At 33.2% G+C, this 26,500-nt stretch carries 33 protein-coding genes; 6 read left to right on the forward strand and 27 right to left on the reverse strand.

The window, feature by feature from the left end:
* Positions 1 to 402: 402 nt before the first annotated feature.
* From CH302_RS29745 to CH302_RS29765, 7 genes are all read right to left on the reverse strand, one after another.
* Positions 403 to 912, reverse strand: a complete 510-nt coding sequence (locus CH302_RS29745) for a hypothetical protein (RefSeq protein ID WP_141216755.1) — start codon at positions 910 to 912, stop codon at positions 403 to 405.
* Between the two features lie 13 nt (positions 913 to 925).
* On the reverse strand, positions 926 to 1,318 hold the full coding sequence (locus CH302_RS29750; RefSeq protein WP_141216756.1) for a Rok-like winged helix domain-containing protein: 393 nt from the start codon (positions 1,316 to 1,318) through the stop codon (positions 926 to 928).
* Positions 1,319 to 1,348: 30 nt separating this feature from the next.
* Entirely contained in the window at positions 1,349 to 1,726 is a 378-nt protein-coding gene (locus CH302_RS29455; protein WP_094650316.1) for a PH domain-containing protein, read from the reverse strand.
* 157 nt (positions 1,727 to 1,883) lie between these two features.
* Positions 1,884 to 2,342: a hypothetical protein gene (locus CH302_RS29755; protein WP_141216757.1), complete on the reverse strand. Its 459-nt coding sequence runs from the start codon at positions 2,340 to 2,342 to the stop codon at positions 1,884 to 1,886.
* 39 nt (positions 2,343 to 2,381) lie between these two features.
* The gene (locus CH302_RS30410) at positions 2,382 to 2,558 is read right to left on the reverse strand and encodes a hypothetical protein (RefSeq protein WP_176460813.1); all 177 of its coding nucleotides are present in this window, start codon (positions 2,556 to 2,558) and stop codon (positions 2,382 to 2,384) included.
* A 376-nt stretch (positions 2,559 to 2,934) separates the two neighbouring features.
* Positions 2,935 to 3,312 (reverse strand): hypothetical protein, encoded by a 378-nt coding sequence (locus CH302_RS29760; RefSeq protein WP_141216758.1) that lies wholly within the window; start codon positions 3,310 to 3,312, stop codon positions 2,935 to 2,937.
* A 128-nt stretch (positions 3,313 to 3,440) separates the two neighbouring features.
* Entirely contained in the window at positions 3,441 to 3,968 is a 528-nt protein-coding gene (locus tag CH302_RS29765) for a hypothetical protein (RefSeq protein WP_141216759.1), read from the reverse strand.
* A 702-nt stretch (positions 3,969 to 4,670) separates the two neighbouring features.
* Here CH302_RS29765 and CH302_RS29770 point away from each other — a divergent pair.
* Positions 4,671 to 5,195 carry a hypothetical protein gene (locus CH302_RS29770; RefSeq protein WP_141216760.1) on the forward strand — a complete coding sequence of 175 codons (525 nt, stop codon included), beginning with the start codon at positions 4,671 to 4,673 and terminating at the stop codon, positions 5,193 to 5,195.
* Positions 5,196 to 5,212: 17 nt separating this feature from the next.
* The gene (locus CH302_RS29460; protein WP_094650318.1) at positions 5,213 to 5,830 is read left to right on the forward strand and encodes a recombinase family protein; all 618 of its coding nucleotides are present in this window, start codon (positions 5,213 to 5,215) and stop codon (positions 5,828 to 5,830) included.
* A 60-nt stretch (positions 5,831 to 5,890) separates the two neighbouring features.
* Here CH302_RS29460 and CH302_RS29465 read toward each other — a convergent pair whose 3' ends face one another.
* From CH302_RS29465 to CH302_RS29780, 3 genes are all read right to left on the reverse strand, one after another.
* Positions 5,891 to 6,328 carry a hypothetical protein gene (locus tag CH302_RS29465; protein WP_094650320.1) on the reverse strand — a complete coding sequence of 146 codons (438 nt, stop codon included), beginning with the start codon at positions 6,326 to 6,328 and terminating at the stop codon, positions 5,891 to 5,893.
* Between the two features lie 358 nt (positions 6,329 to 6,686).
* The gene (locus tag CH302_RS29775) at positions 6,687 to 7,250 is read right to left on the reverse strand and encodes a hypothetical protein (RefSeq protein WP_141216761.1); all 564 of its coding nucleotides are present in this window, start codon (positions 7,248 to 7,250) and stop codon (positions 6,687 to 6,689) included.
* Entirely contained in the window at positions 7,240 to 7,611 is a 372-nt protein-coding gene (locus CH302_RS29780; protein WP_141216762.1) for a hypothetical protein, read from the reverse strand. The genes CH302_RS29775 and CH302_RS29780 overlap by 11 nt, the downstream gene beginning before the upstream one ends.
* A 235-nt stretch (positions 7,612 to 7,846) precedes the next feature.
* On the opposite strand from CH302_RS29780, the gene CH302_RS29470 reads away from it, so the two are divergent.
* From CH302_RS29470 to CH302_RS29480, 3 genes are all read left to right on the forward strand, one after another.
* Positions 7,847 to 8,497 (forward strand): SLATT domain-containing protein, encoded by a 651-nt coding sequence (locus CH302_RS29470; RefSeq protein WP_094650322.1) that lies wholly within the window; start codon positions 7,847 to 7,849, stop codon positions 8,495 to 8,497.
* A complete protein-coding gene (locus tag CH302_RS29475; RefSeq protein WP_094650324.1) occupies positions 8,491 to 9,810 on the forward strand; it encodes a nucleotide-binding domain-containing protein in 1,320 nt (439 codons plus the stop codon). The genes CH302_RS29470 and CH302_RS29475 overlap by 7 nt, the downstream gene beginning before the upstream one ends.
* 274 nt (positions 9,811 to 10,084) lie before the next feature.
* Positions 10,085 to 10,726: a hypothetical protein gene (locus CH302_RS29480; protein WP_094650334.1), complete on the forward strand. Its 642-nt coding sequence runs from the start codon at positions 10,085 to 10,087 to the stop codon at positions 10,724 to 10,726.
* Positions 10,727 to 10,776: 50 nt separating this feature from the next.
* Here CH302_RS29480 and CH302_RS29485 read toward each other — a convergent pair whose 3' ends face one another.
* Positions 10,777 to 12,339 carry a DNA cytosine methyltransferase gene (locus CH302_RS29485; RefSeq protein ID WP_217903140.1) on the reverse strand — a complete coding sequence of 521 codons (1,563 nt, stop codon included), beginning with the start codon at positions 12,337 to 12,339 and terminating at the stop codon, positions 10,777 to 10,779.
* Between the two features lie 404 nt (positions 12,340 to 12,743).
* Between CH302_RS29485 and CH302_RS30945 the strand changes: the two genes are divergently transcribed.
* A complete protein-coding gene (locus CH302_RS30945; protein WP_369679440.1) occupies positions 12,744 to 12,827 on the forward strand; it encodes a putative holin-like toxin in 84 nt (27 codons plus the stop codon).
* 116 nt (positions 12,828 to 12,943) lie between these two features.
* Here CH302_RS30945 and CH302_RS29785 read toward each other — a convergent pair whose 3' ends face one another.
* The 16 genes from CH302_RS29785 to CH302_RS29845 all read right to left on the reverse strand — a co-directional run.
* Positions 12,944 to 13,174, reverse strand: a complete 231-nt coding sequence (locus tag CH302_RS29785) for a hypothetical protein (RefSeq protein ID WP_141216763.1) — start codon at positions 13,172 to 13,174, stop codon at positions 12,944 to 12,946.
* Between the two features lie 332 nt (positions 13,175 to 13,506).
* Complete coding sequence (locus CH302_RS29790) at positions 13,507 to 14,217, reverse strand: hypothetical protein (protein WP_141216764.1); 711 nt, start codon at positions 14,215 to 14,217, stop codon at positions 13,507 to 13,509.
* Between the two features lie 696 nt (positions 14,218 to 14,913).
* Complete coding sequence (locus CH302_RS29795; protein WP_141216765.1) at positions 14,914 to 15,390, reverse strand: hypothetical protein; 477 nt, start codon at positions 15,388 to 15,390, stop codon at positions 14,914 to 14,916.
* A gap of 133 nt (positions 15,391 to 15,523) precedes the next feature.
* A complete protein-coding gene (locus tag CH302_RS29490; protein WP_094650326.1) occupies positions 15,524 to 15,913 on the reverse strand; it encodes a DUF4320 family protein in 390 nt (129 codons plus the stop codon).
* 88 nt (positions 15,914 to 16,001) lie between these two features.
* On the reverse strand, positions 16,002 to 16,271 hold the full coding sequence (locus CH302_RS29800; protein ID WP_141216766.1) for a hypothetical protein: 270 nt from the start codon (positions 16,269 to 16,271) through the stop codon (positions 16,002 to 16,004).
* Between the two features lie 27 nt (positions 16,272 to 16,298).
* Positions 16,299 to 17,174 carry a hypothetical protein gene (locus CH302_RS29805; protein WP_141216767.1) on the reverse strand — a complete coding sequence of 292 codons (876 nt, stop codon included), beginning with the start codon at positions 17,172 to 17,174 and terminating at the stop codon, positions 16,299 to 16,301.
* A 19-nt stretch (positions 17,175 to 17,193) separates the two neighbouring features.
* Entirely contained in the window at positions 17,194 to 18,093 is a 900-nt protein-coding gene (locus tag CH302_RS29810; RefSeq protein ID WP_141216768.1) for a type II secretion system F family protein, read from the reverse strand.
* A 77-nt stretch (positions 18,094 to 18,170) separates the two neighbouring features.
* Positions 18,171 to 19,553 carry an ATPase, T2SS/T4P/T4SS family gene (locus CH302_RS29495; protein WP_176460814.1) on the reverse strand — a complete coding sequence of 461 codons (1,383 nt, stop codon included), beginning with the start codon at positions 19,551 to 19,553 and terminating at the stop codon, positions 18,171 to 18,173.
* A 35-nt stretch (positions 19,554 to 19,588) separates the two neighbouring features.
* Positions 19,589 to 20,431, reverse strand: coding sequence for a hypothetical protein (locus tag CH302_RS29815; protein WP_141216769.1), 843 nt, complete (start codon positions 20,429 to 20,431; stop codon positions 19,589 to 19,591).
* Positions 20,432 to 20,447: 16 nt separating this feature from the next.
* Positions 20,448 to 21,257 (reverse strand): Flp pilus assembly protein CpaB, encoded by an 810-nt coding sequence (gene cpaB / locus CH302_RS29820; RefSeq protein ID WP_141216770.1) that lies wholly within the window; start codon positions 21,255 to 21,257, stop codon positions 20,448 to 20,450.
* A 9-nt stretch (positions 21,258 to 21,266) separates the two neighbouring features.
* The gene (locus tag CH302_RS29825) at positions 21,267 to 21,713 is read right to left on the reverse strand and encodes a DUF5411 family protein (RefSeq protein ID WP_141216771.1); all 447 of its coding nucleotides are present in this window, start codon (positions 21,711 to 21,713) and stop codon (positions 21,267 to 21,269) included.
* An 8-nt stretch (positions 21,714 to 21,721) separates the two neighbouring features.
* Positions 21,722 to 24,265 carry an ABC transporter C-terminal domain-containing protein gene (locus CH302_RS29830; RefSeq protein ID WP_141216772.1) on the reverse strand — a complete coding sequence of 848 codons (2,544 nt, stop codon included), beginning with the start codon at positions 24,263 to 24,265 and terminating at the stop codon, positions 21,722 to 21,724.
* 10 nt (positions 24,266 to 24,275) lie between these two features.
* Positions 24,276 to 24,989, reverse strand: a complete 714-nt coding sequence (locus CH302_RS29835) for a hypothetical protein (protein WP_141216773.1) — start codon at positions 24,987 to 24,989, stop codon at positions 24,276 to 24,278.
* A 10-nt stretch (positions 24,990 to 24,999) separates the two neighbouring features.
* Positions 25,000 to 25,503, reverse strand: a complete 504-nt coding sequence (locus tag CH302_RS29840; RefSeq protein ID WP_141216774.1) for a hypothetical protein — start codon at positions 25,501 to 25,503, stop codon at positions 25,000 to 25,002.
* 59 nt (positions 25,504 to 25,562) lie between these two features.
* Positions 25,563 to 26,204, reverse strand: coding sequence for a class A sortase (locus tag CH302_RS29500; protein WP_094650330.1), 642 nt, complete (start codon positions 26,202 to 26,204; stop codon positions 25,563 to 25,565).
* A gap of 58 nt (positions 26,205 to 26,262) precedes the next feature.
* Positions 26,263 to 26,500, reverse strand: a 238-nt coding sequence (locus CH302_RS29845; protein WP_141216775.1) for an LPXTG cell wall anchor domain-containing protein, incomplete at its 5' end; no start/stop codon positions are given.

A 26,500-nucleotide genomic window follows, 5' to 3' on the forward strand; every position in this document is an offset into this window, starting at 1 on the left:
CCCGTTTTGGGTACGTCCGGCTTGGCGACATGCCCTCACCTGCCAAAACCCATGCCACAAGGGGAAAAGGGTGGAGATTTTTTTGAGCGCAGCGTTCCGTAGGACAAAAAAATACTACCCGCACCTTGTGGCGTGGGTAGCATTCCTATATTGTCTGTTTTGGGTTTTTCGTGGTCGGCGGCTCGTTAAGAAAGCAAAATGGAACATTACAGAATGTTATTAAAAAGGCATCTGATTACAGATGCCTTTTTAATTTACAGTCTGTTGGTCGTCTTTTGCTTTTAGAGACGGGCGAGATGCGACAATGACACTAGGAACGTTTTTCAGTTCCTAGATGTGCTTGTCAGCAGACCCTTTGGGCAACTCGCAGAATTTTATTTAAAGGGTTTGAATTGTTTTAAATCAAAAGGAACTGCTATCTGAGCTACTATCAAAGCTACTGTTACTACCTGAATCATAAGAGTGTGAGTGATTTGAACTGCTACTACATCCCGCATCATAGGAATGAGAAGGTGAACTACTATGGTTGCTACTGCTTGAATCCTGGTGAGGACTATTACTATGACATGATTCATCTGAACGATGATAATTAGAGTGAGATTGATCAGATAAAAGTAAGGTGTTTGAATTTGAAACAGAATGAATTTTGTTGTAAGTGTTCTTAGTTCTATACTCTTTGGTACGTTTATTACTTTTTGTTCTGTCTGGTTTCGAATTAGATTCTTGATGTTTTTTATTAAGATCAACATAGATCGGTTTCGAATTTTCTTGATTGATATCTAAATTCACATCAGCTTTCGAATCAGCGCATTGCTTTTTTTCAATAGGACCTAAATCTTCAAACAAAGAACGAAGCATGATAAACACCATTACCCCTTCGGCAATGACGGCTAATCCTAACATAATGATCATAAAGGATACCTCCTTATCCTTCGAATTTGTAAAACGCCTTAAAAGGTTTGGTTATGTCTGGATATCTCAATCTTAAATTGTTCATAAACTGGGTCATGTTACTTGGTTTGAAATCATAGTTATCTTGAAGAAATTTCTTAATTTCTCCACTTTTAAGGCCTTGTGGATTTTCTTTGAGAAGTCGGTGCACGACATTGTACATGACTAGATTTTTCTTGTTAGTTTCTGATCTTCGTATCCACTCAGGAGAATGATAATCTTTAGCTTTCCTTTGTTCTCTCCTGTCAAGCTCCCTTAGTTCTGCATATATTTTCTCCCTCTTTACAGAACAAGACTTAATAATGAATAATTCTTCATTATTTAGTCCCTCTAACTCCTTCTTTAATTCTTCTCTTCTATCCATCATGTCTACCTTCCTTCCATTATTTGTACCGGATCACAAACATGCATTTGCGAGTATTCTTTGTATATCTAAAATACTTTCATCTTTCGTGAATTTCTTGCATAGCACAGGAAGTTCAGATCCCGATATCCAGATTTTTAGCTCAGAATCAATATCAATCCTTCCTAAAGTTTCTACACTGAAACGAGAAATGCTTTTGTAGGGAATAGACATATATTCAACCTTTTTCCCTGTCAAACCTTGTTTGTCAACAACAATTAACCTCTTGTTAGTGAAAATGATTAAATCTCTTACGACAATGAAACAAGCTTCCAACTCTTCGTCAGGCACTAATACATCTTTTAGTTCATTTTCAACCTTATCTTTCTTGATATTTGATGCAGTGTTAATAAGACCAGAAATAAAACCCATTATAATCCCACTCCTTAACCGGTGATCTATTATAAGTTAATAGTACCACATTAGTATAAAAAAGTAAACATATATAAGATAAATAAAGTAACTAAATTAATAAAAGCTGCTACTTTATTAAGAGAGTAGCAGCTTTTATTTGTGTGTATTATCATCATTAATATAAAGGAATGGCATAGAAATTCATTGAGGAAAACATATAGCAATACCTTTCTCCATTTTCACCGAAAATTTTTTTCATTTCATTGAAAGCTTCTTCAATATTCCATGAAACGTCTTTCAAATCCTTATTTTGTTCTTGATACGAAATGTCTGAAACTTGCACCGAACATTCATAATCATTTAGCACTTCAATATCTACAGAAGATGGTAGGGGATTTTTGGTGTTTATTCTAAATTTGAAATTGTTAGAGTCAGAATTGTAAAGTGTTTTAATTAAACCATCATTAAAATGAATCTCAATACAGTTTTCAAACAATAAAACGACTTTTGCAGAATTAGCTATGTTTATCGCTCCTGTATCTGTTGTTTCGAATTCTCCTAAATGGATTTTCAAAAAAACGTTTCTGAAATAATGTTCAAAGCCGATGGAATACAGTTTACTTCCAATTGTCATTAGATATCTCTCCCGCATTGCATTTCTTGGTGTCTGTGTCTAATCATTTGTTCCACATCCTATCAGTTTTTTGTTTACTTGTTCTAGCATTTTTTTATGAATATTTTGCACTTCAACTGAAACATCAGTTATGGAAATAATGTCAATGGTATCGCCAATATACTTACCCAAATAGACATCGAAATTCCACTTATGGATTTCATGTGATGTATTCACGTTGTTACGGTAGTACAAAATTAGAACAGAAGGTAAATCTATATCGTTGGAATCCAGAACGCTTTCTATGATATTCCAAATTTTCAGTGCCTCCGCTGTTTCTGACGAGGCTTGTGGCTGAGAGAAGTAAACTGTCAAGACATATGGTGGGAGGCTGTTAATTCGATAAAGCTTAATATCTATTAATTCATGAGGTGAATTGTCATAACTTGTCGTTATTTTGCACAAGACTAAACCAACCTTTCTTCATAGGTATTCATGAATACCTATAATTAAAAATAAAATCTTTATATGTATTATTATACCACGTTCGGGTAAAAGCATCTACAATATTTAGATAAATAAAATAACAATAAACAAAAACAAAATCGTTTTTTTATTTTATATATACAAACATAGGCTTTTTTGAAGCTTTTTTTCCTTGATCAACAATATCAGCAAGAAACTCTTCTGTTATTTTTTCGGGTAGAAAACCTGTTCTTTCTAAAATTATATTCTCAATTGAGAATCTCCTTTTTGAAAGGTCAATGAATTCTTGTTTGAGATTTTTGATTAAGTCATTATCATTATTAGACGGTTTAGTCAAAGAAGATTCTTGCTGCTGATAAATTCTTAAATTTTCTAAGGCTTTTTTTACTTCGTACCATGCTTTTTTTACATCTTTTAAAACGTGATACAAAGAAATTGTATCACGTTTTAAAAGGTCTTTAGTTGGCACGTAGTAGCTTTCATCATAAAATTCAGGCACACTCATTTTTCTTCGCCTGTCAATACTCGTCTCTGATAAAGGGAATATTATGTCGCAAAACGAGCAATCGAAATAAAGAATCTCTTTATACTCCCCAACAAACCTTAATTCTTGACCACAATATTTACAAGTCCTCAATCATTTCTCTCCAATCTTTTCTTGTCTTTATCTGCTCTATAGATTTTTTCTTTTTCGATAAAGCTTTCCACAGTTGTTTCTTTCCAGTAAGGTGTTCCATCAATAATCAGGTCAGCGTTTGGTATACGTCCTGTTTTCCTTTTCCAATAAACATGCACCATTGATGGCTTAAACTTAACGCCGGGCATACTTTTCTGAACTAATTCAGCGAATGATTTTTGTCCTAATATATTCTCTCTTGATAGCTGCGTATCATAAAAAGATTGTTCAATGTCTTGAGTGAGATTTGTGTCTTTTTGGAAAAATTCAATCATGACTTGAATTGCAAATAATAGCTCGTCATTTTTTAAATAGTTGTAAATCATGTTTAAACTGAATTGAACCTCGTCCGGTTTCTTAAAGAACTCAGCTAACTGATAAAAAACAGCTTCTTGGTTAGTTAATATTAATTGAGGATCGTTTGGATTTTTATGTTTTTCTTCAATTTTTGGATAACGCTCATATATTTTTTTTATGGAATTCATTATAATCACCCTAGTTTCAATATAGAATTATTATATATCAAATAGATAAAAAAAACAACAAAACACGAGTAATATAATATACAAAAATTAACTGATATATGATATAATCGAGATATTATCTATACGCCGAAAGGAGTTTATCCCTTGAAGGTTAATTTGAAAAAAATGTTGTTACAACGTTATATATTGTATCCTTTATTTGTTGGTACAATTACTTATCTGTTGTTGGACTTTATTTCTGCTACACAGATGAAAACAGTAATGACTCAATATAGTTTATATCATACAATCGAACAAGTTTTCGGGAAGAAAATTTCTTTTGAAGATGGTCAGTTAATGTACAGTTATCTGGTTGGATATTCATATGGTACACTATCACAAATAACAAGATATATAAGTAATTCTGTAAGAATAGGTTGTTTAACCTTGTTGATGGTTTTACTTCAATATTATATGTGTTTTTATCTGTTTAGTACACTTTCGTTTTTCTTCATACCATTAGAATTAACAGTGCTGCTTTTTGTATTCACTTTCGGATGCAGAAGAGTTAAAATTTTCAAAGGATTCAAAAAGGCATAAAGAAAAAATCCAACTTTTTTGTACATTTAGGGTAGAGATAAAATGTACTTTTGGATATTCTGATTTTCTAAGACTTTATAATGTACATTTAGGGTTGTATAATAAATATAGAGGTGAATGCTTATGTTTTTCTTGAAAAAACCAAAAAAAATAAAAAATGTAAACCCTCTTCCTTTTGATTATAACAAAGAAAAAGAAAATGAAGACAAATATGAAAATTATAAAGATAAAGAGTTGGAGTTGGAAATAAGAAATTATTTTGATGATTTGGATTACTCGTATATTTCGAAAAATGATTCGGTGAAAAAAGAACAAATTATTGATCTTTCTATTGAGCTAATACATTTGTCATTCATTATAATTAGAAGGCTGTCATGGGAATTAGAGCAAAAAAAATACAATGCACCTCAAAACGAATTGTTGACAAGAATTATTAGTGAATTAAGTGATTGCTGTCACAACCTCCCGTTGCATGTTAATTTATTTAGAAAAGACTCAGTTGATTTAAATACATCCTTTGAGTTAGCTTATGCTCTTTCAACATTTTGTACAATTGAAAACATCTTAAATGAATACCACCTTCCAAGTTTTAATTTAATTGAGCTTGTAGATAAGTTGCCGGATTTGGAATTTATAATTGATCGTTAGAAAAAGGTTGATGTGCAATGAAAATCGGATATGCTAGGGTTAGTTCCGAATCACAAAATTTAGATCGTCAGATTGAAGAACTAACCAATTACGGATGCGAATATATTTTTGAAGAAAAGATTAGTGGTAAAAACTTTGATCGCCCCGTTTATCAGAAGATGCGGAAAAAATTGCGATTTGGGGATGTATTAGTTGTTCACGATTTAAGTCGTTTTGGCAGAAATAAAAAAGAGATTATGGAGGAATGGAAAAGTCTCGTGAACGATGATATAGATATTGTGGTATTAAATTTGCCTGTATTGAATACAGCTCAGTATAAAGAAGTCGAAGGAATAGGCAGGTTAGTCTCAGACATATTTCTTTCTGTGATGAGTTGGATGGTTGAAGAAGAAAGAAACAGAATAAAAAAAGCACAATCTGAGGGCATTACATTAGCAAAAAAAAAGGGTAAATATAAAGGAAGGGAAACAAAATATAGCCCTAATGCAAAGAATCCAAAAGATAGATTGGCGTATGATACCATAATAGATATGCTTGATAAAAATGAATCTGTCATGGATATACATAAGAGAACCGGTGTTTCGAGGGTGACGATATACAAGATAAAAAAGGAATATGAAAAAGAGGACGATTAATGCAAGTCCTCTTTTTTGTTTCTTTTTTTATTATTCTTCCCTTGTGTCCGAATAATAATATCATTTAATAGCAGCTCTAACGATTTCGCCATTTACATATTCAAACAATTCACTTTCATCATCTTCCTCATGTTTAGTTTCAATATGCTCTGATGACTCAATAATATTAGCTAAAACATCCGTTAAAAAATGTTCAATTATATTGTCGTAATTTTTCAAACAACACTGAAAAGACCAAAAGCCTGTATCCATATTAAATTGGCGTTCAAAACCATCTGTAGCTTGTTCGTTCGGATACTCGCCAATTTCCCAACCTGTCGGCATATAAGCTGATACTCCCGACGGTATTAGAGCTGATCTCTTTAATTTTGCGAAATTAGTCAAAAACGAAAATTGATCTATATAATCGGTAAAATATGATTCTTCATTGTTAATCTTATTAATCATTTGAAGAAAATCCTCTTTCACAGTGACTTTAATTCGTAATCCTGTGTGCATTATTTTCCTCCCTTTTGGAGAGTGGGTTTGAAACAAAAGAATACAACGAAAGAAAAAGGAGAAATAAAAGAAAAAAACAAAACAAAATTGTTATTGTTCCTTTGCTCACAATAACCTCTCTTTCTTTCGTTATTTTTCAAACCATTTTTCTATTATCGTTTGATATACCTCGTTATGATTTACGATCAAATAAGCATTTAACAATGCTAAAAAATAATCAAAAAGAGAAATACTTCCCCCTAGATAGACATCAAGGGGAACAACATAGAATACATGTGCTACAGTAAAGCTAATATTTAGAATTTCTAAATAAAACTTCATTTTCAAAAATCCCATGATGCTCCCCTCCCTTCTTTAATTAAATCTTGATTTTATCGGTCAGTGTATTTGTGCTTATTTCAATTGTGGGATCAAAGTTAATTTCGAATCGCCAAGTCTTATCATTCATGTAAATCCAAACTTTCAAACGGTTATTAGGTAGCTCTATAAATTCGATGTTTTTTATGTTGCTAAACCGAATTGGTCTTTGTTCCCCGTGACGAGTTAAATTCAACCACAAATCACAACATGGATAATCAATGAAGTAATCAGTGAGTGTATAGTTATCTTGCCCTGTTTCCTTTCCGGCTAATTCGTTGGTGATACCGATTAAAACGTTCCTGTTTAAAGTTGCGTCCAAATATGTGTCTAATTTTTTATATTTAGGCTTTGCGTTTTTATGGCTCTCGATTTTCTTTTCTTCTTGTATCTGTTCATTTTCTGCCCTGATTATTGTTTCGTTTAAAAGATGGTTTATGTAATAATCAGTATCAATATTTTCAGATGCTGCTGCTGCTTCTAACTTTGCATAGAGAGAATGGTGGATTTTTACGTTTTTTAATTCTCCGTCTCCATTAATTAACTCTGCGATTTTATCTAACATGCTCAATAAAATCCTCCTTTATAATATTGATATCTTGTGTTAATCCGCCGAAATCAATTATCTTTTGGGTGTGGAAGTTCTGTTCTCTTGTGGTTTTGGTCATATCATAAAAGCTCTTCATGTTGTTTGAAAATTTTTCTCCAACAGAAAAATGATAAGACAGGATATTACATTCGTTTAACTTTTCTTTTAATTCCTTATAAGTTTTACAAAATGCATAACGTTCTCTAAATTTCATAAAGTCTCTATATGCTTTTTCTCTTTCCTTATGTGTCATGGTTGTGAGATTAAATTCATCAACTCTAACAGGCAAATATTTTTTCTCTTTCTTCTTCTTTTGCCTTTTATTCAATTGAATCACCTCCCTTATATATGTCCTTTCCCAATCTGTATCTCTAATATCATTATATCACACTTTCAGTAAAGTAAGAAACAATAAAAAGATAAATAAAATAACAAAAGTGCCGATATAAAGTTAGGACAGGTTAACAGTGTCCTTGCTTTAAAGTAGGAAGAATGGAGTGATTAAGTAAGAGAAAAAGCCTTAATTGCTGTATAATTGTAGTATTGGATTTTAATTATTGGGGAGGTTTATTATGGAGGATAAGGAAAAAGAAAGCACGGAAGAATTAGAGGAATTAGAAGAACTTGATAAAGATAGTCTTCTTAAAGAACTTGCTGAACATGGTTATAACATTGGCTTTGGAGCTAAGAAACACTTTGCGACTTATGATACAGTTTCAAAACTTCCGGGCATTGTATCGTTAGTTGGTTTGTTGATCGGTGTCGGTCAACTCGCATACCCTGACTATAACTACAGCACAACAATTTCAACATTGTTAATTATGGTGAGTATTATCACTCTCACAATGAGTTCTTATAATGCTGAAAAAGATGAATATAGCAAGATAGGTACTGAATTGACTGAGTTATTTAACGAATTAAAAAGAATGTATTATAAAGTGAAAAATTCAGATCAGGAAATTTTCACAGAAGAAGTAAAAAGAATGCGTGAGATAACTAATAAATATTATGCGATAAGTAAAAGTAATCAAATATTCGGTAGTGATTGGTGGGCGCATTATAAATTTTTCTGGCAGCATCAAATTGAATGGATTGATGAACAAAAAAAATTCAAGTATTGGAAAGACAAAATCCCTAAGTCGTTTCTGTGGTTTATTGTTGTTATGGCTTTAGTAGCATGGGCTTGGTACTTGGTATTTATAAAAGGAGGTTCTACATGTTAAGTCAATCATTTGAAAGTTTCGCAGAAAACTTACAGCTAGACAATACAGAAGACATGGAAACAAAGTTCAAATCAATTACGAAGCGTTTAAACAAAAAATATTATGAGTCTAGCAGTGAAACTGATCATGCGGAAATGGTTGGTTCTATAGGAAGGCATACGGCAATTAAAACAGTAAGTGATTTAGACATGCTATTTGTACTTCCCCAACCTGTGTTTGACCGATTTAACAGTTATGAAAGCAATGGTCAAAGTGCTTTACTACAAGAAGTAAAGGAAGAAATTAAGAAAAGGTATCCGAAAACAATTGTAAGGGGCGATGGTCAGGTTGTTGTTGTAACCTTCACTAATTTTGAAATTGAAATATGCCCTGCTTTTTTGAATTCAAATGATGGTAGCTATACTTACCCTGATTCAAATCAAGGGGGGAAATGGAGAAGAACTGATCCGTTGGTAGAGATCGGTGAAAGTGAATACATGATTAGCGAAACCGATTCCCACTTTAAGTATGTGTGCCAGATGGTACGTGCTTGGAAGAATAACATTGGCTTTAAGATGGGTGGCTTACTTATTGACAGTTTAGTTCACAAGTTTTTCCGAAAAAACACAAAATACTTATCTGCTACTTTTGATGATTACTTAAACCTTTTTATTGATTTGTTTGGATATCTAAAAGATTTAAATGAAGATCAAACGTATTGGCGGGCTTTAGGAAGCAGACAACCTGTATATAATAAAGATAAACGCTTCATTAAAAAAGCAAAAACAGCCTATAATAAGTTGAAAGATTTCACCTCTGAATGCGAAGATTTATACGATGTTCTCAAGGAACTTTTCGGAAGAAGCTTTCCTGTTCCAGAAACTATTCAAAAAGCAGAAGATATTCGATATGCTATGTCTTATTCTCCAACCGAACAATTTATTGAAGACCTCTTTCCAGTGGATATAAAGTACAGTTTGAAAATTGACAGTGAAGTAAGTCAAGATGGTTTCAGAACAATGTTATTAAGAGCATTGATAAAAAATAAGAAACCTTTGATGATTAATAAAAGTCTTCATTTTTTCATTAAGAAGAATGAAGTGGAAGAAAAAGAGTTGGACTTTAAGGTATATTGGAAAGTGAAAAACCGTGGAGAAGAAGCAAAGAAAAAAGGACAGCTTAGAGGTCAGATTGTCAAAGGTGGAAATAAAAAAATAGAACACTCTCGTTATAAGGGTGAGCATTATGTTGAATGCTATATTATCCATAATGGTGTTTGTGTGGCTAGAGATCATATTAAAGTTCCTATATCGACTGCCCCTGTTCATGCATAAAAGAGAACATAACATATGTTCTCTTTTTTATTTGCTTTTTTTCTTTTTTAACTGGATGCAATATTTTTGACTGTGTTTAATTCCTTTTTTGGCTAAAGCAAAAGCTTTTTCATTCGTCAATTTCATGTGAGTACCTCTCCCTAATGTTTTTAAAAATATTATGGACAGAAAAAAAGAGCTGTATACATAATCAATAGCTCTCCCCCATATATTGAAATAAAGCTAGGACACAAGGACAGTGTCCTAGAACTAAACAAGGGAAATGAGGGGTAACATGGAAAGAGAAGAAGTAATGATGAAGAAAAAAAGAAAGACACGCTCAGATAAAAAACGTGATGTTAAACCGACAATCTCGTATGATCTTAAACAATGTATATACCGGCTATCTTATATAACTAATACGCCGGTAAAAGATGTTGTGGAGATACTTTGTGAAAAGGGTTTGAAGTCAAAAAAAGTTATTGATCAACTATCCAAGTATTTTAGAAGGAATCTTCAATACAGAAACACCTTTTATATGGGAGATTCTCAAAGGGAATCACTTCAAAGGAAAAATTATTCTGTTCACAACGAACGGATTACTACTCGATTTTCACAACAAACTTTCGAGAACATAAAATCTTTGTCTGATGCCCTTGATGTTACACCGACAATGGCAACGGCTTTACTTTTAAACGCAAGCGTAAAGAATACAAACATTATAAATGCTTTTGTAAAGCACTATCTCAGTAATGAAATTGATGCCAAGAGAATGAAAGAGTTAAAACAGGTATTGAAGTTTATTAACAAGAACAATCCGTATGAACAAGAATTATCTTGGTTTTCTCTCTTCTCAATGATACATGAGGAAGTTCAGGAGAGTACACAAAACATAAAGAAGGCAATAGGCAACTGGTTAGATAAACATATTAGGTAATCAGATAGCTTACTGCTGCTGTTCTATGCGAAAAGCACAAAAAATCCAGTTTAAATCAAAACTGGACTTAATGGATCGTGCTTCTTGTTCACTTTTTTAATGAATGCTTTAATTGCTAATGCAACAGACTTTGCTAATTCAACAGGCACAGCATTTGCAATTTGTTGTTGCATTGAGCTTAAACGACCTTTAAAGATAAAATTATCTTTAAGCCCGAAAAGCCTTGCACACTCTCTTACACTTAACACTCTATTTTTAATCGGGTGGAGGATATTACTTTTTCTTACGTTAGTGATCGTAATAGATGGCTTGTCATATTCTAGTCGCTTAAAGATGGAACTGTGGGTTTTCCCTGTTTTCATTTTTTCGCTTTTCAAAGAATCAGGGATGAACGTCCAGTTACCTCCCTGTGGGATATACTTCATTTTTTCAAGTGTTTCCGGTCTTGGCTTTGTAACATCCATTTGATTCGGAAGATCATCATGCAGTCCTTCAAATGCTTGCCGAACAGTTTTATATGTACCAGGGTGTCGAATTGGTTTTGGAATCTCAATCCTGCCGATTTTAGAGCCGATAAAGATTGCTCTTTTCCTTGACTGAGCAGAACCCATGTCAGCAGAATTGATGACACCCGTTGTAATTTCAAAGTCAGACAGCTCGCTTAAAATTTCATTTTTAAAACGCCCATTTCCTGCGGTCAAAATCTCTTCCACATTTTCAAGAACAAACACTTTACAATGGGGGTTAGCTTTAATTGCTTCTATATACAGTTTAATGTATCTGTTATTGGGATTTTCTAAAAAGTTTGTTTTTCGGTTTGCCGAAGATAAGCCCTGACATGGCGGGCCTCCAATCATAATAGGAGCACCTATTAGAGCAAATTTGGTAAAATCATATTTATCAATATCAGCTTGCATAATATGCTTCCCAATATTGTAAGCATACGTTTTTACTGCATCTTTATCTTTTTCAAGAGCAAACTTTATTTCAAATCCTGCTTCGACAAATCCCTGATCCATAATTCCTGCACCACTAAACAGGCTGATGACTTGCAGGGGGATATTTAAATTTTTAAGAGCATGTTTGAAGCTTTGGGTATTAAAATATGAATCTGCTGATACTATCTTAGATTCTTTGATAACATCAAATATAGTAAGCTGTTTAAAGTCTTGTCCGACAGCATTTCTTAGTTGATGCTTAGAAAATTGAACCTCAATTTTCTTTTTGACTTTTTTGTTTGCAGTGCCAGTCTTTTTGTTTTTGAAAAGCAAGATGTTTTTTACTTTTGTAATAATATTTTGCTTCTCTTCAACTAGACCTCTGACTAAAATTTGATCTTCATAGATTTCAACTTCTAATTGATCTGCATTATCAAATATAGATAATGCTTTTTTATTTCGGATATCAATGACTGGATTAATTGTATTCTTAGTTACTCTTTTAGAAACGGTGTTTCCTTTTTCTGTTGTAGGTACAATCTTTATGTACTTATGTTTCGAATCAATAATATATTTGAAATGAGTTCCTGATTTAAAGCTAGTCTCCTTTAATTGCAAATCTTGAAGGTAAATCCCTCTGTTACTTTTCTTAGCTGTTCTTTTTTTGACCAACATTTACAAAACTCCTTTAAGACCTCTCGTGATATAAATATTATATCATCTTTATATCTTAATGTAAATGTTTTATCGTTATTAAGATAAAAAAAGTAACAAAAATCACAAAAAATAGACTCTCTTGAGCTTAGTCGGCATAGAGAGTCTATTCTTCCTTTAAGAGTCAACCCTTTGAGGTTGATCTTATTTCAGACTGTCGTGTTGTAGCACGTACAGTCATTATTAACTTATTCATCTTCTCTTAAATTATAACACATTTTGCGAATAAATAAACATTAAATTAAAAACAGAAAAAAGATAAAAAAAGTAACAAAAGTGTTTTGGTTTATGATATAATTAATATGTAGATCGGAGCTCAAGGGGGGCGACTCACTCCATTTCCTTTAAGGAAAGGAGGTGAGATTATGACAGTATACGAAAGCATAATGATTATGATAGCTTTTGCATCTTTGATAATTTCGGTATTGTCATTCAACCGTAAGAAATAACCCCCCTTTGAGCTTAGTCGGCAAAAGGGTAAGGTTATAATAACTTCCTTTAAGAGTCAACTCCTTTGAGTCGGTCTACTATAAGACCGTTGGTGTTGTAGCACCTTCGGTCTTATTTATTTCACCTTCAATGTTATGCCCCCTAAACTAAATCCCTTAGTTGAAAAATTATGAACCACTTTTGTAACTTCTTCAATACTTTCCTCAAATGAAATGGTCGTTTCTTTACCACTCAATTTATTGGTAGCTGTCACTTGGAAACTTCTGTTGTTGTATTTGGTATAATAAAAATCAATTTCTCCAACTGTTTGCAGAAATACTTTTTCTCGTCTTCTCGATTTACTCAAGGACGTTCACCTCTTGTCTTTTTGGAACTTGCATTCCCCGTTTTGGGGTGTTTGTGTTTGGCTCGGCGTGTGGGGGCGAAACCCCACGGTCTGGTGTCTTCCTATTCGGGAATAAAAGAAACGTCTTAGGACGGCAGCAGGGAGCGATTTGGCAGGTATAATGGCTTGAGCAAGCCGGATGGTCGAAACCCCCGTTTTGGGTACGTCCGGCTTGGCGATATGCCTTCACCTGCCAAAACACATGCTGCAAGGTGAAAAGAGTGGAGATTTTTTTGAGCGTAGCGTTCCAGAGGACAAAAAAATACGACTCGTACCTTGCAGCATGGGTAGCGTTATAAATATGAATCAAAGATTCTTTCCATCTCGCTTAATATTTTTTCGGATTCCAATATAACGCTTTGATGACTAATGTAACGACTTCTAATTGACTCTAACGGTGATTCCCATCTGTATATAGTGTCAGGCAAAGGCATTAATAATGGTTTTTCTCTTATAACCGCCAATTCATCGTTTTCATCGTGAAGGGTGCAGAAACATTTGAAACACTTAGGTAGAACTATAGAAAGTTCCTCAATAGTAAGAGTTTTATTTAAGTGTCCTTCTAAAAATATGATTATAAATTGCATAGCGTCATTCGTTAACTTACTGAGTACAGATAGTTTTTTACTTGGTGCATCAGAACAGTATGTTGTGAAAACTTTAAACTTATTTCCATACAGCCTTCCTTTTCCGTAAACAAATTTATCGACATGAGGTTTGAACTCAAAATAAGAACTCATTTTACGCAGATAACGATTAAAGTACCCGTACTGCTCATTATAATAATTACTAATGGCTGTTTTAAGAGACTTTTTAGAATTGTACTCTTCATATAAAAAGCTTTCGAACTGTTCTGAACACGAAAGAGATATAAGTTCATTTAAGAGATCAAGATTTATTGTCTCAGTATCCAAAGGTAGATTATGTTTGTCGAAAAGCTTTTTTAATTCGTTGATGAACTCATCAAATTTCGCCACTTGATCTATTGAAAGTGGATCAGACATTCAATTTCCCCTTCTTTCTTCTAATATCACAAGGTATTAATTCAGCAATCATTTTTATTTCTTTTTTGTTGGCTCTCTTCTGAAAATATCTACAAAACGGTCATGTATAAGGTTGCTGTAACCCCCAATAACGCTATTAAAACTCCATTGGTAAATCTATTTAATTTTTGAGATTCTTCTTTTTTAACTAATTTAATTACAAGGCATACAAGGAATACACATACTAAGATCAAATAAAAGGAATTCAAAAAATAAACAAGTAGCACTGGTTATCCCCCCTCTCTACTTATCGACTGTAGAGAATGTGATTATAGGCATCAATCAATGAAAGTGCTGACACTTTTCAACAAATCACAATACTGACTACAAGCCTATTAGCCAATTTGGTAAAGATTAAGCCTGAACCAATAGATGATTCAAGTTTATTTAGATTCCAATTCCCTCTAATTTATTAGTTATCCATAATTATACCATCATTCAATAAAAAAGTAAACTCGCACGGGATAAAAATAGTAACTATTATTTTTTGTTTTGGTTGTTAATATTTAAATTCCATTTAAACAAAAAAACACTCTCTGCGTTGGCAAAGAGCGTCAAAAAACTATTTTGACCTTCCATCATTATGTTAAAAAAACACTTTTTATTGATAAAAAAAGTAACTGAATGTGCAGAGAAGACTAAGAAATCTTCTCTTTTTCATTGTTCAGAGTTAATAAAGGTTAGATAGATCAAATCATAAACTTGTTTCTCACAAGAGACTATGTAGTTTGCAATAGCCAGTTCAATCACTTCACCTAAAGTGGTTGTCTTTAATAATTTAATTTTTGAAATTGTCTCTTTTGAAACTCTAAATGAAATATGTGTAAGAGCACTCGTCCGAGGTTGTTTGTGATAATGTTTTCGAATATTAATCATTCGTTCATTCGTATGAGTATTCATTTTAACTTCTTCATAACTTGATTTTTCTATTTCTTTTTCTAAGTTATCAATCATTGCTGCAATAAGCTCATTGAAATCATAACAATTTAAAGAATCTGCTTCTTTTATTCCAATGAACTTGCGCAGCAAAACTTTTAATAAAGTGTTTTTTTCTTTCCCTACAACATCAATACACGCTTCATAAAGTATACGGTATAACGGGAAAACCTTAAAAGATTTTGATGGAAAGGTCATAAAAGGCTTCTCCTAACGACTAATGGTAAATATTAAGTTCTATATCATGAAGAATTCTCCCTTCCTGAAAACGTCCGATATAGCGATATATCAGTGTAACATATGGAGTGTTTTTTTGAGAGAGTCTTTTGACCTAACGATACCACACTTCACTAACCCCTGAATCGGACGATTTAATGGGGAGTTTAAATTGTCCTACACCAGTTCCTAATAAATTGAATGACTTAAAAGTATATTGCCCTTTTATTTGCACTTGAACAGGTTCATTATATTGAACTTCACCCTTTTTATTGTATGAAACAGTCATTCCTTTATCGTCTAAACCGTATTCCTTCATCAATTCCTTATATCTCTTCTCAACTGTTGGAGTAATCCCTCCCTGCATTTCGGCTTCTTTTGTCGTTTTCGCAACGACTGTGTTAGCCTTATATGATAATGTGCCGTAAACGATTAAGTCTGGGACAAATACAATTATAGCCATTGACATAAGAAAAAAGAATGCCATACCAACTGCACCTCTCATAATTATTCTAACCCTCCTTTTCAAAAAATATATAAAATTTAAGAGTAAGGGTTAAACCCCTTACTCTTAATATTGATTTTCGGAGAAATTACTTCCCCCAACCAGTAGGGTTTGTGTCTTTACCTGTTACACCATCTTGAAAGAAATTACCGATGGTTTCGAACCCACCTGACATAAATCCAACAGCAATACCTAAAGCGATAATACCAAGAACAATACCTGCATAAGTAAGATAACCTTCTTCTGATGAACCTCTAGCCGAAGTTTCATCTTTGATAAAGCTTTTTGTTTTTGAGACAAGTTTACTTTTCCCTGCTTCAAATTTAGTTCCGATTTTAGTTACTAAAAGGTTTTTCATGATTAAATCCTCCAAATGAAATTTTTTTTAGATTTGTGAAAATGCGTCGCCTATCATGACGAATAAAAAGGTCATAATAATCGCCACTAAAGGAAACAACATTGGTGTAATGAATTTTTCTACTTCCTCTGGTCTATTTTCAATTTGTTCGTTGTACGCTTCCTCTTGTAATTCATCCATTGTTTTGATTTGATCCTCAATAATTCTGTCAGCAGATTTAGCATCAACATTCATGAGTTGGTTTAAAGCTGCCATAAATTCTTTTGCTTCTCTGATATCCAACGCATCTGCAAAATCCTGATAAGGTTTGGGACTTGCAGGATATAACTCAATTTGAGTAATTAATTCTTCTACATATGGCTTTAATAAATTACCCGCATAATCAATTGATTTTTTTGTTGCTTCAAAAGGCGTATAACTCTGCAATAAGACCGCAAAAGCAGACAAATAATCAGGTAATTCTACTCTCATTTGTTGATCAAAATGTTTTTTGTTCTTTTGAATTGCCTTCTTAGGAACACTGTAAGTCAATATCCCTAGTGGTATTGCCAAATATAAAAACAATTTAGAACCTGTTGCAAAATAAAATATAAATGTAAAGCCAGTCACAAAGATGGTTAAAATCACCCGTCTAATGATAAAACGGTTTACCCTTGTCTCCATTCTGGCTTCCATCAATTCTAATTCAAGGTATCTTTTGTATTTTTCAAAAGAAGTCATGCGTTCAAGAAATGAGATATTTTCTTTTGTTATGTCCTTTTTCTGTTCTTCTTGTTGCAAGTAGCCTTTTAAAATGAACTTTTTGGAAGTGCGAGTTTCAATAATAAGTGTAACTACTTTATAGGCTAATATAATGATGGATACTAATATTAATAGTTGTCCTACTTGAAGTATTGTATTCACTTTCCCCCTCCTTTCACAGTTAAATATTTATTGAATCGTCAGCAGTAGGATCGTAAACTTCTAGTTTTTCTAACTGACGATAGGTAACAAAAATTAAAATGAATGTTAGAGCAAACACTATACTTGATGCTATATGGTTCATAACCAATTTATAATTATCCATTGAAACAAAAATGAACAAGAATGGTGCTGATAATGATAAGAAGACAAACGCTCTCCACACTTTGAAGTTTTGCCGGTGTGCAGTTTGTAATTTTCTTCTGTATGTTTCTTTCTTTTTCATTTTTAATGCTACTGACCGTAGAGTTTTCACATCATCACTTCCTGATTTAACAATGACATCTAATTGATCGTGAAATAGCCTTACATATTTCTGTGGATACTTTTTATTCATTTTAGAGAAAGCTTCTTTCACATTTTTTCCGTCTTGTAAAATCATGATGGCTTCTTCAACGTCATTTCTTACAGGAAACTCTAATGTTGGTAATACAGATTGCAGTGCATCTTTTAAGTTTGTGAATGTTCCCATAGCTGTTGAAAGGGAAGACATGTAAATGCCTAATTTCGAATCCAACTCCTGATTATATTTCTTTTTTATATTGTGCAGCCGTATATTAGTCGCAATGATTCCTCCAATTAATGCGATAGGCATTAAAAATATTACAGGTTGAAAATACACAATCATGATAACAATCCCTATTACAGTACCTATGAAGAAAGTTGAAAAGTAGGAACGTTTAGATATTGAAACGCCATGTTTTTCAGCTTCAAACATAAGGTGTTGGGGGCTAACATATTTCCGTATTCCCAAATTATCTAACCATTTCAAAACAAGCATGGACTTTTGGTCATCATTTTCTTTTAAAAAGCTTGAAAGTCTTACCCTTTTCTTATTTGACAATAATTCAATGAATTTCATCACAGAAAAGTATGCCAAGGTAGCTATTATGGTTAACCCGATTAGCAAGATGATATAGAACATATTTGTCCCCCCTTTCAAGCTAATTGCATTTCATTATTTTCAATCGGAGCTAACTCTTTAAGTTCTGGTAATAGACCATGCACTTGTTGAAGTCTATTCCAAAGTTTCTGTGACATTTTTGATTTCTGGATGTGTTTCTCTGTTATAGGATCATATTCAAACAACACATTAGTTATCGTCTTGTTTTTTTCATATCCTATATACTCTACAATTTGACTGATTTTCCTTACATTCTTTTCACCAAAACGATCAACATGAATGCCAATACCGAATTTCTTGGTTATTCTTTTTCCGTAGTATGCAGGGTCATGTTGTTGTGCTTCTTCGCATAAATCTATAAAACGATCAATAGAATCAATGGCATTTTCAGAATGAAGGGTTGTGCTTACAACATGACCTGATTCAGCAGCTTTAAGAATTTGCAATGATTCTTTCCCCCTAGATTCTTGAATCATGATGTATTTTGGTTTTTGTCTCATTGCGTTCCTAATATGAAAGGAGTATCCAAACTCTTTTTTGTCATCATCAGTAGCTTCACGATTCTTCCACATTCTTATAGGCTTTTCAGGATATAATTCATCTAAGTATGTTTCAGGTGTATCTTCGATCATAATGATGATGCCGTTATTTTCCGTGTATTTTGTAAAGTATCGCAGCAGTTCTGTTTTTCCGGTTCCTGTTGCCCCACTGATTAGATGGCTTTCTCTAGCAAATGTAGCTCTTAATAAACTGATCATTGTTTTATTTGCATAACCGGTTTCAAGCATTAGTTCTTCATTCAATCTAACTTTTTTCGAGATAATTCTTATTGACAAACTCACTTTTGGTGATAAATCTTGCCCCACAAAATTCACTCGCAGGTTAGGGAAAACAGCATCTACTGATGGTTTTGAATATGAGTATGGCTTACTGGATGCGTAAGCAAATCTATTACATAGTTCTAAATATTCTGTTTCACTTTCAAAAGAAATATCAGTCTTGTATTCGCCTTTGAAAATGTCATCTACCCAAATGTTATCCCAATCCATGCAGTTAATATCTGTAACAGTAGGAATGTCTACCAAAGGTTGTAAGACATCTAAACCCGCAATCTTTTCAACCAAATAATCAGCAACTTCATCAGGGGAATAATCAGCTATATAAGCTTTATACTCTTCTAAAAAGTCTTTACTTGAAATATGACTGTATATGATCTCTCTCAATCTTTTGTGTTTACTTTTATCTCCAAATGAGTTTCTTAAAATGCTTTTGTATTGGTCTTGTTTAAGGTAATCTTTAATGTGTTCTGTTATTCTTTGAAAGTTATTTGCGAATTTTATTTTAGGCTTTGCTTGATTTTCAGTTTGTTTTTGATAAAGGTGTCTCTCTAAATTTATAACGTTCCGTTCTTTTGTCACGAGTCCACTGTAATGAATTATGTTCTTCAATTTCATTACCTCCTAAAAAAACCTTTTTTCGGAACTGAGGGAGCAACCGACAATCCCATATTAAGAGCTAATTGTTCTAACCTTTCCTCAATTCGATCAGATCCAACTTGCAAAGAAAACTCTTCCTTCTGCCTTTCAGGATTAAAGGGCACAATGATTGGGGTTCTGTCATTCACCAAAAGTGTATATTCTGATTCATCTATACTCTCACTGGTCATATTGATTACGGTATTCCATTTCCCTTCCAAGTCAGGGATGTTTGATATCAAAAATGTTTTAGCAGCCTTGTTTTCAAAAAGTCTTGTTGAACTTGGTGTTACAACATTTACAACTTTTTCACTATTAAAGATGACCTCATAACCAAAAATTGAATGAAGCTCTATAGGTAAATTCAAAATAACATAGTCATATTTTGTTGTTTTAAGGGAATAAACCATCTTTTCGATATATTCACGAGCTTCTTTTTCAGCAGTATCATTTTCACTGATTAATGTTGGGAAACTATTTTCTTTAAAACCTATAGGGAATACCAAGTATTCTATATGGCCTCTCAACGGAGAATAAACTTTCTTCATTTCCCTATCATCAGTTTTCATAAGATGTTCTTTATTTAAGACATAAGGAGAAACATCAAAAGAATTTTTTGATAACGTACTATTAAAATAGTTAAGTGCGTTTTTATGTTCATCTGTTATTTGAGTGGAGATAGCAACAGCAGGTTTTTTGAAATCTAATTCAAAGTAAAGAATTTTAAACCCATTAGCAGCCAACAAGTTAGCCAAGGATAGGGAAACAGTCCTTTTCCCTTGAGAATGTGCAACAGAGTAAAAACTAATTATTTCAGCCATATTTATTTACGTCCTTTCATTTCTTATTCTTTTGATCGTTTGTATAAGTTGAATCATTGATATAGTCAACCACAGCATTTTGGTCACTTGTTGTTTTTGTCTCTGCATCATAAGAGTGACCTGTTGCTATCGGGACAATATCACCAATGAGCTTCGCTTTATTCACCAAATCATTTAAATCTTTCGGAAGTGCAAATATATAAATTTTCGCTAATGATTTTTGATTTTTCTTTGTAACTGATGATGTCTGTTCTTCTCCCTGTTTATAACCTTCAGGATCAAACACGTTTGAAGCATCAGCATCCTTAACAGCCACAACCCTAACTTGGGATGCTAATTTTCCGTAAAGAGCCTTAGAATTACTATCATCGTCTTTTATTGAAGATTTAAAATACAGATCAACTTTCGAATCTGGAATAATACTGTTACCAAGGCTTGTCTCTAAATCAACTAATAATGGGAAAGCAACTTCATTCTTCTGCAATTCTAAAATACCTGAATCCGGCATATCACTTTTGCTAACAACTTTATCTTTATATAAGAAGCTATGACTTGGTATTCCATAACCTGCTACAGTCCATTTTCCTACGATGTCTTTTTCGGACTTGATTGCGTCAGCAGGTATCCCCTGACTTGGCACTGTTATTTTCTCTAGCATGTCTTGCGTGATTTCTGTTCTAGGTGGAATATCGGATTTAGTAACATATACAGCAGTCTCATTTACCTCAGCACTTACGCTAATTTTCACAAAAGCTACGATGAATACAACCAATACTACAGCTGTTCCGATAGCAACGATTCTTTTTTTCCAAATACTCTTTTTCATATTGTCCTCCTAATCATTTTTTTCAATACCTTTTGCTTCATAAATAATTACTTCTCGACTTCTTGTAATTGTTTTATTCGTTTTGTTTTTCTTTGTATATTTATTTGCCATGTCAACAAAAGGTGTCTCTATGGTCGAGTATGATTCAACAGCTAATAATGGTGGTTTACCGGATACTTGATAAATATTTAACATCCGATTTCCTTCTTTAAAGCTAGTTGAATTTGCATATTCACGTAACACAGCTTCTTCTGCTACCTTCTCATTTATGGTTATTTCCTCGTTCACTCTTGCATTTCCCCAGTTTATTGATTTAGTCATTGCGTTTCTTGCTGAACTCTGAGAACTTGTTTCGTTGTCATTATCTCCGATTGTTATATATTCGAATGATGTAATCCAAACAACAAAAAATAGCAATACGAACAAAAGGAATCCACCAATAACCATCTTAGACATCTATTCACCTACTTTGAATTCGGAATATTAATAGAATCAAAAATTGACTTCCCTATGCCGATTTTATTTTTACTGTCATAATCTCTGATCTTTTCAATTAAACTTGGTGTTAAATAAAATGTTTTGTCATATGAATTGGTAGGAATCTTACTTGGGTCTGCATACCAGTTATCATACCAATCACTTAGAGATTGTATTTGCGATGTCTTACCTTTCCAATTCCATCCTACGCCGCCGGGAAAAGGATTTTCTGGCGTTATAGTTCTTTTAATGTAATCATCATTCCCATTAGGATCACCGATAATTGAGCCGTCAATTTTAATATTTCCTGTTATGCATGTGTTTAGTTTATTTACACCTGCATCTTGTGAAAGAGAAGTGAATGTGTAAGTTCCATCAGGTTGATCAAAATCAAGATACCATTTCCGACCTCCATCAAGGAGCTTGTCATCAGGGTTTCTATTGATATCATCGGTATTCGTGAATACCTTACCGCTAAACTCTTCAACATAATATTTAGGTACGTTCCAGTCAGAAGTGATATTGTGCTTTTCACCTGTGCTTGATTTTTTCTCAAGGGAGACTTTATATCCTGAGATCCCCAAGTTGTTTGAAGAACTTTTCCATGTTTCATTCTTATAAGGTAAATGCTTTACCATCGTCGGCATAAAACTGCTTATTTGACTTGATTCATCCCCATTCGATTCATCATCTTCATTAACATATTTAGACGTGATGGTATATTCAAATCCATATCCTGCCCGTCTTGTTAAGTATTTTTCAGGTATACTGAGGGTTGTATATACTTTCTCTTTATAAACTTTGTCACCTGAAACTGAGCTAACCGTTCTGACTACACCCTCTGCATATGAGGTTTCATTTGGTTTCACACATACAGACGGAGAATAATGAGAAGCTATATAAATAGGTGTTTTTCTTGTGTTGTTTTTGTAAGTATCTTCTGTGAAACCAGATATTTGTTTCCTCTCAGGGTTAATATCAGCTAACACTTCCCCATCACCTGTAAGTTTCCATTTGAAAGTTAACGTGATGCTTTGATTTTCTTTTAAAGTTACAGATTGTGCAGATGCTTGTTGCTTTCCATTAAACCTGATAATTACGTTTGTGGTTAGCTTGCTATCATTATCTTCAATTGCTTTCAAAGTTGCTAATTCTTTTTTATAATGAGAAATCTCAGTTTGAACAGTATTGATATTACATTGTTTGTTAGCGATCTGTTGCTTCTTGTTATCTAAATCCTTGATTAATTTGTTGATCTTATCATAATCATCTGTCCCATCAGCCTTTTCCAAGTCTTTTTCTAATTGTGCCTTTTCACTTTCTAGCTTTTTTAATTCATCTGTTAACTTGGATTTTTTAGCTTCACGATTATCAATATCTTTTTGAATTTCATTTTTAGCTTTCTCTCGATTTTCTGCAAAACTGAGTCTCTTAACTTTAACCTTGGTAGTAGTATTTTTATTTTTCTCCACTGTTTTTCCGTCTAATTCAGAAACTTCAAAATCCATTTGGTACTTATATCGAAACTCAGGAGTTACAGGTTCTATACACTTCTCCATTTGAGGTGGTGGAGTATAATTTGAGTCTACTCTATATGAGAGTAACGCCTGTCTACCTCCAAAAGTCCAATAAGATGTGTTCGCCCATCGTGTTTTATTGTCATCCTCTGGGGTTTTAACTCCATACCATACGGCAGTCTCTGATTCATCAGAATCCACATTTTTATAAAACTTGTATGGGGTAAAATATTGACCGGTTATGCCGTCACTAGCTAATTGACGTGGATGATGCCTTTTAAGAACGTTGATACTATTCATTTGTAATGTTCCACCCTCAATACCACTGGATAATGAAATGTCTCCTTTCCCATAACTTTTATTCGAAAAGTTAAATGGAAGATTTAAGGGCGTGTAAACAATGTGATCGTCAAGTCTTTTAACAATGAATAAAGTCCATGATGCAGATTCATCTTTGTTCGAAAACAGTTCATCTAAAGGCAAGAAAGCATCAAAACCAACATTCTCATACCTCATATTACAGTCAGTTTCATTATTTTTATTTGTTGCTCCATCAGGACAAGGATTATATAATCCTGCACCTTTATTGTTGTATTCAAGGTCTTCCGTAGCACTTAAATTTTTATAAGGTATTGTACCGTAAATTTTAGTTGTTCCAATACCACTCTTCCCAACAACCTTCTTGGCTACTATGTACGTTTCATGATTTGTCTTCGTGTGATGTTTATATCCGTCTAAAATTGCCCATCCTTGAAAATTCACATACTTCTTACTGCCTTTACCGAAATTCTTAGAAACTATTTTATAACCACCAGAAGTGAACTTTTGAGAATAAACATCATAAGTTAGTCTTTTCCCAGATGTTTGAGGGAAGTTTTTCAAGCCAAGTGTATCAGACCAATGGTTTTTAACATTGCTTTCTACATCATATGGCGTGGTTGCTGCATGAGCTTCATTGTTATGCAAGGTTAACACTGCTAAAAATACTAGTAACATAAAACCGAAAGCCTTCACTACTCGCATATTATGCCTTCTTTCTGTACCATAAGACTCCTCCTACTAGTCCAAGTGCCACAATTGCAGCTCCTATAATATAGTGAAAGAAACTGTTTGAACGCTTTTCTTTCTCCGAATCACTGCTTGTTTGTTTCACTTCTTTTTTCTCAGAGTTATTTTCATTTCTTTTCGATTCTTCATTATTTTTATTTACTTTCTGATTTTCCAATCCCCTTTGACCTTTTGAGCTTTGGGATTCCCGATCCTTTGATGAATCGCCTTTTGAATCCGAATGATGTTGAGCCTTTTGTCCAATTTTCTTTTCGTCTTTTTGTTCCTTATCCAAATGCGAACCATCAGATTCAATCTTTGAATTTTCTTCTTTCTCTGGTTTTGGAATTCGATCAGGATCAGGTTTAGGTTTTGAATTCAGTATTGTATTAACGGTTAAGGTCGTTTCTCCTTTACCATTAGGTGTATATACTGTAAATTGTTGTCCGTCACTTCCCACAACATCATTAACTAAACCATTAACGACGAATTGATCATCTGCATAGTAACCATAAACCAAATTGCTACATGCCCCATCAGCCGAAACTGCTGACTCAAAATCTGTATTTCTTTCAGAATTAATTGTCATTGTGCAAGTCTCTTTTGCACTCATATGTGTAGGCAACACAACAATACCCATGCTCATTAATATTGGTGTTGCTGCCAAGAAGACTTTTGTTCCCTTTTTCATCTTCCCCCTCCTATGCGACATTAATAATTGATATGTTTATCAAAATAACTGTTAAAAAAATTGGTACAGCTTCAGGAGTGATAACTTCCCTGTTTGATATACTGTAAGAATGAAATTTTACTTTTCCTTTAGTTAAAATCCAAACAGTTTTATAGATACTCATATGAACAAACGAAACCACTATATAGATAGAAAACACAATTGATACAACTAATAATGGATTACTATTGATCTTTATTAATTGCTCAAACACAGTAACAACTATGAGCATCTTTATGTCTCCTGCTCCCAATGTTGAATGAGGTAACTTTGACATAATACACCCCATCAAAAACCCCAAGAGCATAGACACAAAAAGCAATAAAACATTTTTAAAAACTATCCCCCCTATAATGAAATAGACTAGCAAAAACAACAAATGCCAAAAATTTTTCGTCTTCAAAGTCTTTATATCCGTTATCAAATTCCCAATCATATAGACAGCTATCAACAAAAAAAGATAGTAGGTATTCATGAATACCATTATAGCATCAGGTGATTAGTTATCAAGCGAAATTTGTTGTTTTTGCCAATTTATTTAGAGTTATTATAGTTTGTTTTTGATTCCCAAACATGTTTAGAATACGGAATTTTATTAATAAAAGAACCTGTTACGACTGTCCTATACTCTGTTGAAGTGGCTCTGTCACATGTGATTAGAGTAATCTCTTTTTTATTGTGATCATCCAATATACTCGTCTGTGTTTCGTGGACTGTTTTTTTGCTTTCAGCTTTGTAAGTATAGATATACTCATTATCAGTTAAATAAATAAGATCACCTTGTTCTATGTTTTCTAACTGACTGAAAAATAATGTTTCATCTTTCATATGGTGACCAGCAAGAGAATAATTCCCCTCACCCATATATTGATTTTCTTTCAAAGTGGTCGCACCTTTATATAGGTTTTCTTTTGTAGAACCCTCTAATATCGCTAGATTTATTTTTAAAGAAGGGATCGATATAATACCTACAGTTCCTTCTTTTAACTTGGCTACTTCTTTCTTATTTGCATTACCTGACTCCTTTTTAGGATCGTTCAATTCAGCTAAAGCTAGTGCTTCTTTACTTTCAGACTCAAGTTTTTTATATTTCCCCCCTTCTTCTGGTTGAACAATAAGGTAAATGCCAAAGACTAAAAGGGCTAAAATAAAGATACAAAAGGAAAATCTTTTCATGTCGATACCTACCTTTTAAAAATCAGGAAAGGACATTCTCCTTTCCTGATCATTTTAATTACTTAGAGAAGATTGTTTTGCGTTTCATCCACGCCACAACTAATCCAGTAAGTACAATCAATGCTCCCGCAGCTTTCATAGGAATTGTATTGTCGTCACCTGTTTTCGGTAATTTAGATTCTTTATATTCACTTGATTTCACTTCTTTTTTAGGTGCTTGTGTGTTGCTTTTGTTTTCTTCTTTTTTAGGTGCTTGTGTGCTGCTTTTGTTTTCTTCTTTTTTAGGTGCTTGTGTG

This window comes from Rhodococcus sp. 15-2388-1-1a (genome assembly GCF_002259145.1).
In the GTDB taxonomy this organism is placed as follows: Bacteria; Actinomycetota; Actinomycetes; order Mycobacteriales; family Mycobacteriaceae; genus Rhodococcoides.

Bases quoted from the DNA above. Each gene is read 5' to 3' on its own strand.
- CH302_RS29465 (WP_094650320.1), bottom strand. From the start codon at position 6,328: ATGCACACAGGATTACGAATTAAAGTCACTGTGAAAGAGGATTTTCTT.
- CH302_RS29775 (WP_141216761.1), bottom strand. From the start codon at position 7,250: ATGTTAGATAAAATCGCAGAGTTAATTAATGGAGACGGAGAATTAAAA.
- CH302_RS29825 (WP_141216771.1), bottom strand. From the start codon at position 21,713: ATGTCTAAGATGGTTATTGGTGGATTCCTTTTGTTCGTATTGCTATTT.
- CH302_RS29800 (WP_141216766.1), bottom strand. From the start codon at position 16,271: ATGAAAAACCTTTTAGTAACTAAAATCGGAACTAAATTTGAAGCAGGG.
- CH302_RS29460 (WP_094650318.1), top strand. From the start codon at position 5,213: ATGAAAATCGGATATGCTAGGGTTAGTTCCGAATCACAAAATTTAGAT.
- CH302_RS29770 (WP_141216760.1), top strand. From the start codon at position 4,671: ATGTTTTTCTTGAAAAAACCAAAAAAAATAAAAAATGTAAACCCTCTT.
- CH302_RS29480 (WP_094650334.1), top strand. From the start codon at position 10,085: ATGGAAAGAGAAGAAGTAATGATGAAGAAAAAAAGAAAGACACGCTCA.
- CH302_RS29760 (WP_141216758.1), bottom strand. From the start codon at position 3,312: ATGAGTGTGCCTGAATTTTATGATGAAAGCTACTACGTGCCAACTAAA.
- CH302_RS29745 (WP_141216755.1), bottom strand. From the start codon at position 912: ATGATCATTATGTTAGGATTAGCCGTCATTGCCGAAGGGGTAATGGTG.
- CH302_RS29755 (WP_141216757.1), bottom strand. From the start codon at position 2,342: ATGACAATTGGAAGTAAACTGTATTCCATCGGCTTTGAACATTATTTC.
- CH302_RS29750 (WP_141216756.1), bottom strand. From the start codon at position 1,318: ATGATGGATAGAAGAGAAGAATTAAAGAAGGAGTTAGAGGGACTAAAT.
- CH302_RS29810 (WP_141216768.1), bottom strand. From the start codon at position 18,093: ATGAAATTCATTGAATTATTGTCAAATAAGAAAAGGGTAAGACTTTCA.
- CH302_RS29765 (WP_141216759.1), bottom strand. From the start codon at position 3,968: ATGAATTCCATAAAAAAAATATATGAGCGTTATCCAAAAATTGAAGAA.
- CH302_RS29815 (WP_141216769.1), bottom strand. From the start codon at position 20,431: ATGGCTGAAATAATTAGTTTTTACTCTGTTGCACATTCTCAAGGGAAA.
- CH302_RS29795 (WP_141216765.1), bottom strand. From the start codon at position 15,390: ATGACCTTTCCATCAAAATCTTTTAAGGTTTTCCCGTTATACCGTATA.
- CH302_RS29475 (WP_094650324.1), top strand. From the start codon at position 8,491: ATGTTAAGTCAATCATTTGAAAGTTTCGCAGAAAACTTACAGCTAGAC.
- CH302_RS29790 (WP_141216764.1), bottom strand. From the start codon at position 14,217: ATGTCTGATCCACTTTCAATAGATCAAGTGGCGAAATTTGATGAGTTC.
- cpaB (WP_141216770.1), bottom strand. From the start codon at position 21,257: ATGAAAAAGAGTATTTGGAAAAAAAGAATCGTTGCTATCGGAACAGCT.
- CH302_RS29840 (WP_141216774.1), bottom strand. From the start codon at position 25,503: ATGAATACCTACTATCTTTTTTTGTTGATAGCTGTCTATATGATTGGG.
- CH302_RS29490 (WP_094650326.1), bottom strand. From the start codon at position 15,913: ATGAGAGGTGCAGTTGGTATGGCATTCTTTTTTCTTATGTCAATGGCT.
- CH302_RS29485 (WP_217903140.1), bottom strand. From the start codon at position 12,339: ATGTTGGTCAAAAAAAGAACAGCTAAGAAAAGTAACAGAGGGATTTAC.
- CH302_RS29470 (WP_094650322.1), top strand. From the start codon at position 7,847: ATGGAGGATAAGGAAAAAGAAAGCACGGAAGAATTAGAGGAATTAGAA.
- CH302_RS29455 (WP_094650316.1), bottom strand. From the start codon at position 1,726: ATGGGTTTTATTTCTGGTCTTATTAACACTGCATCAAATATCAAGAAA.
- CH302_RS30945 (WP_369679440.1), top strand. From the start codon at position 12,744: ATGACAGTATACGAAAGCATAATGATTATGATAGCTTTTGCATCTTTG.
- CH302_RS29835 (WP_141216773.1), bottom strand. From the start codon at position 24,989: ATGAAAAAGGGAACAAAAGTCTTCTTGGCAGCAACACCAATATTAATG.
- CH302_RS29500 (WP_094650330.1), bottom strand. From the start codon at position 26,204: ATGAAAAGATTTTCCTTTTGTATCTTTATTTTAGCCCTTTTAGTCTTT.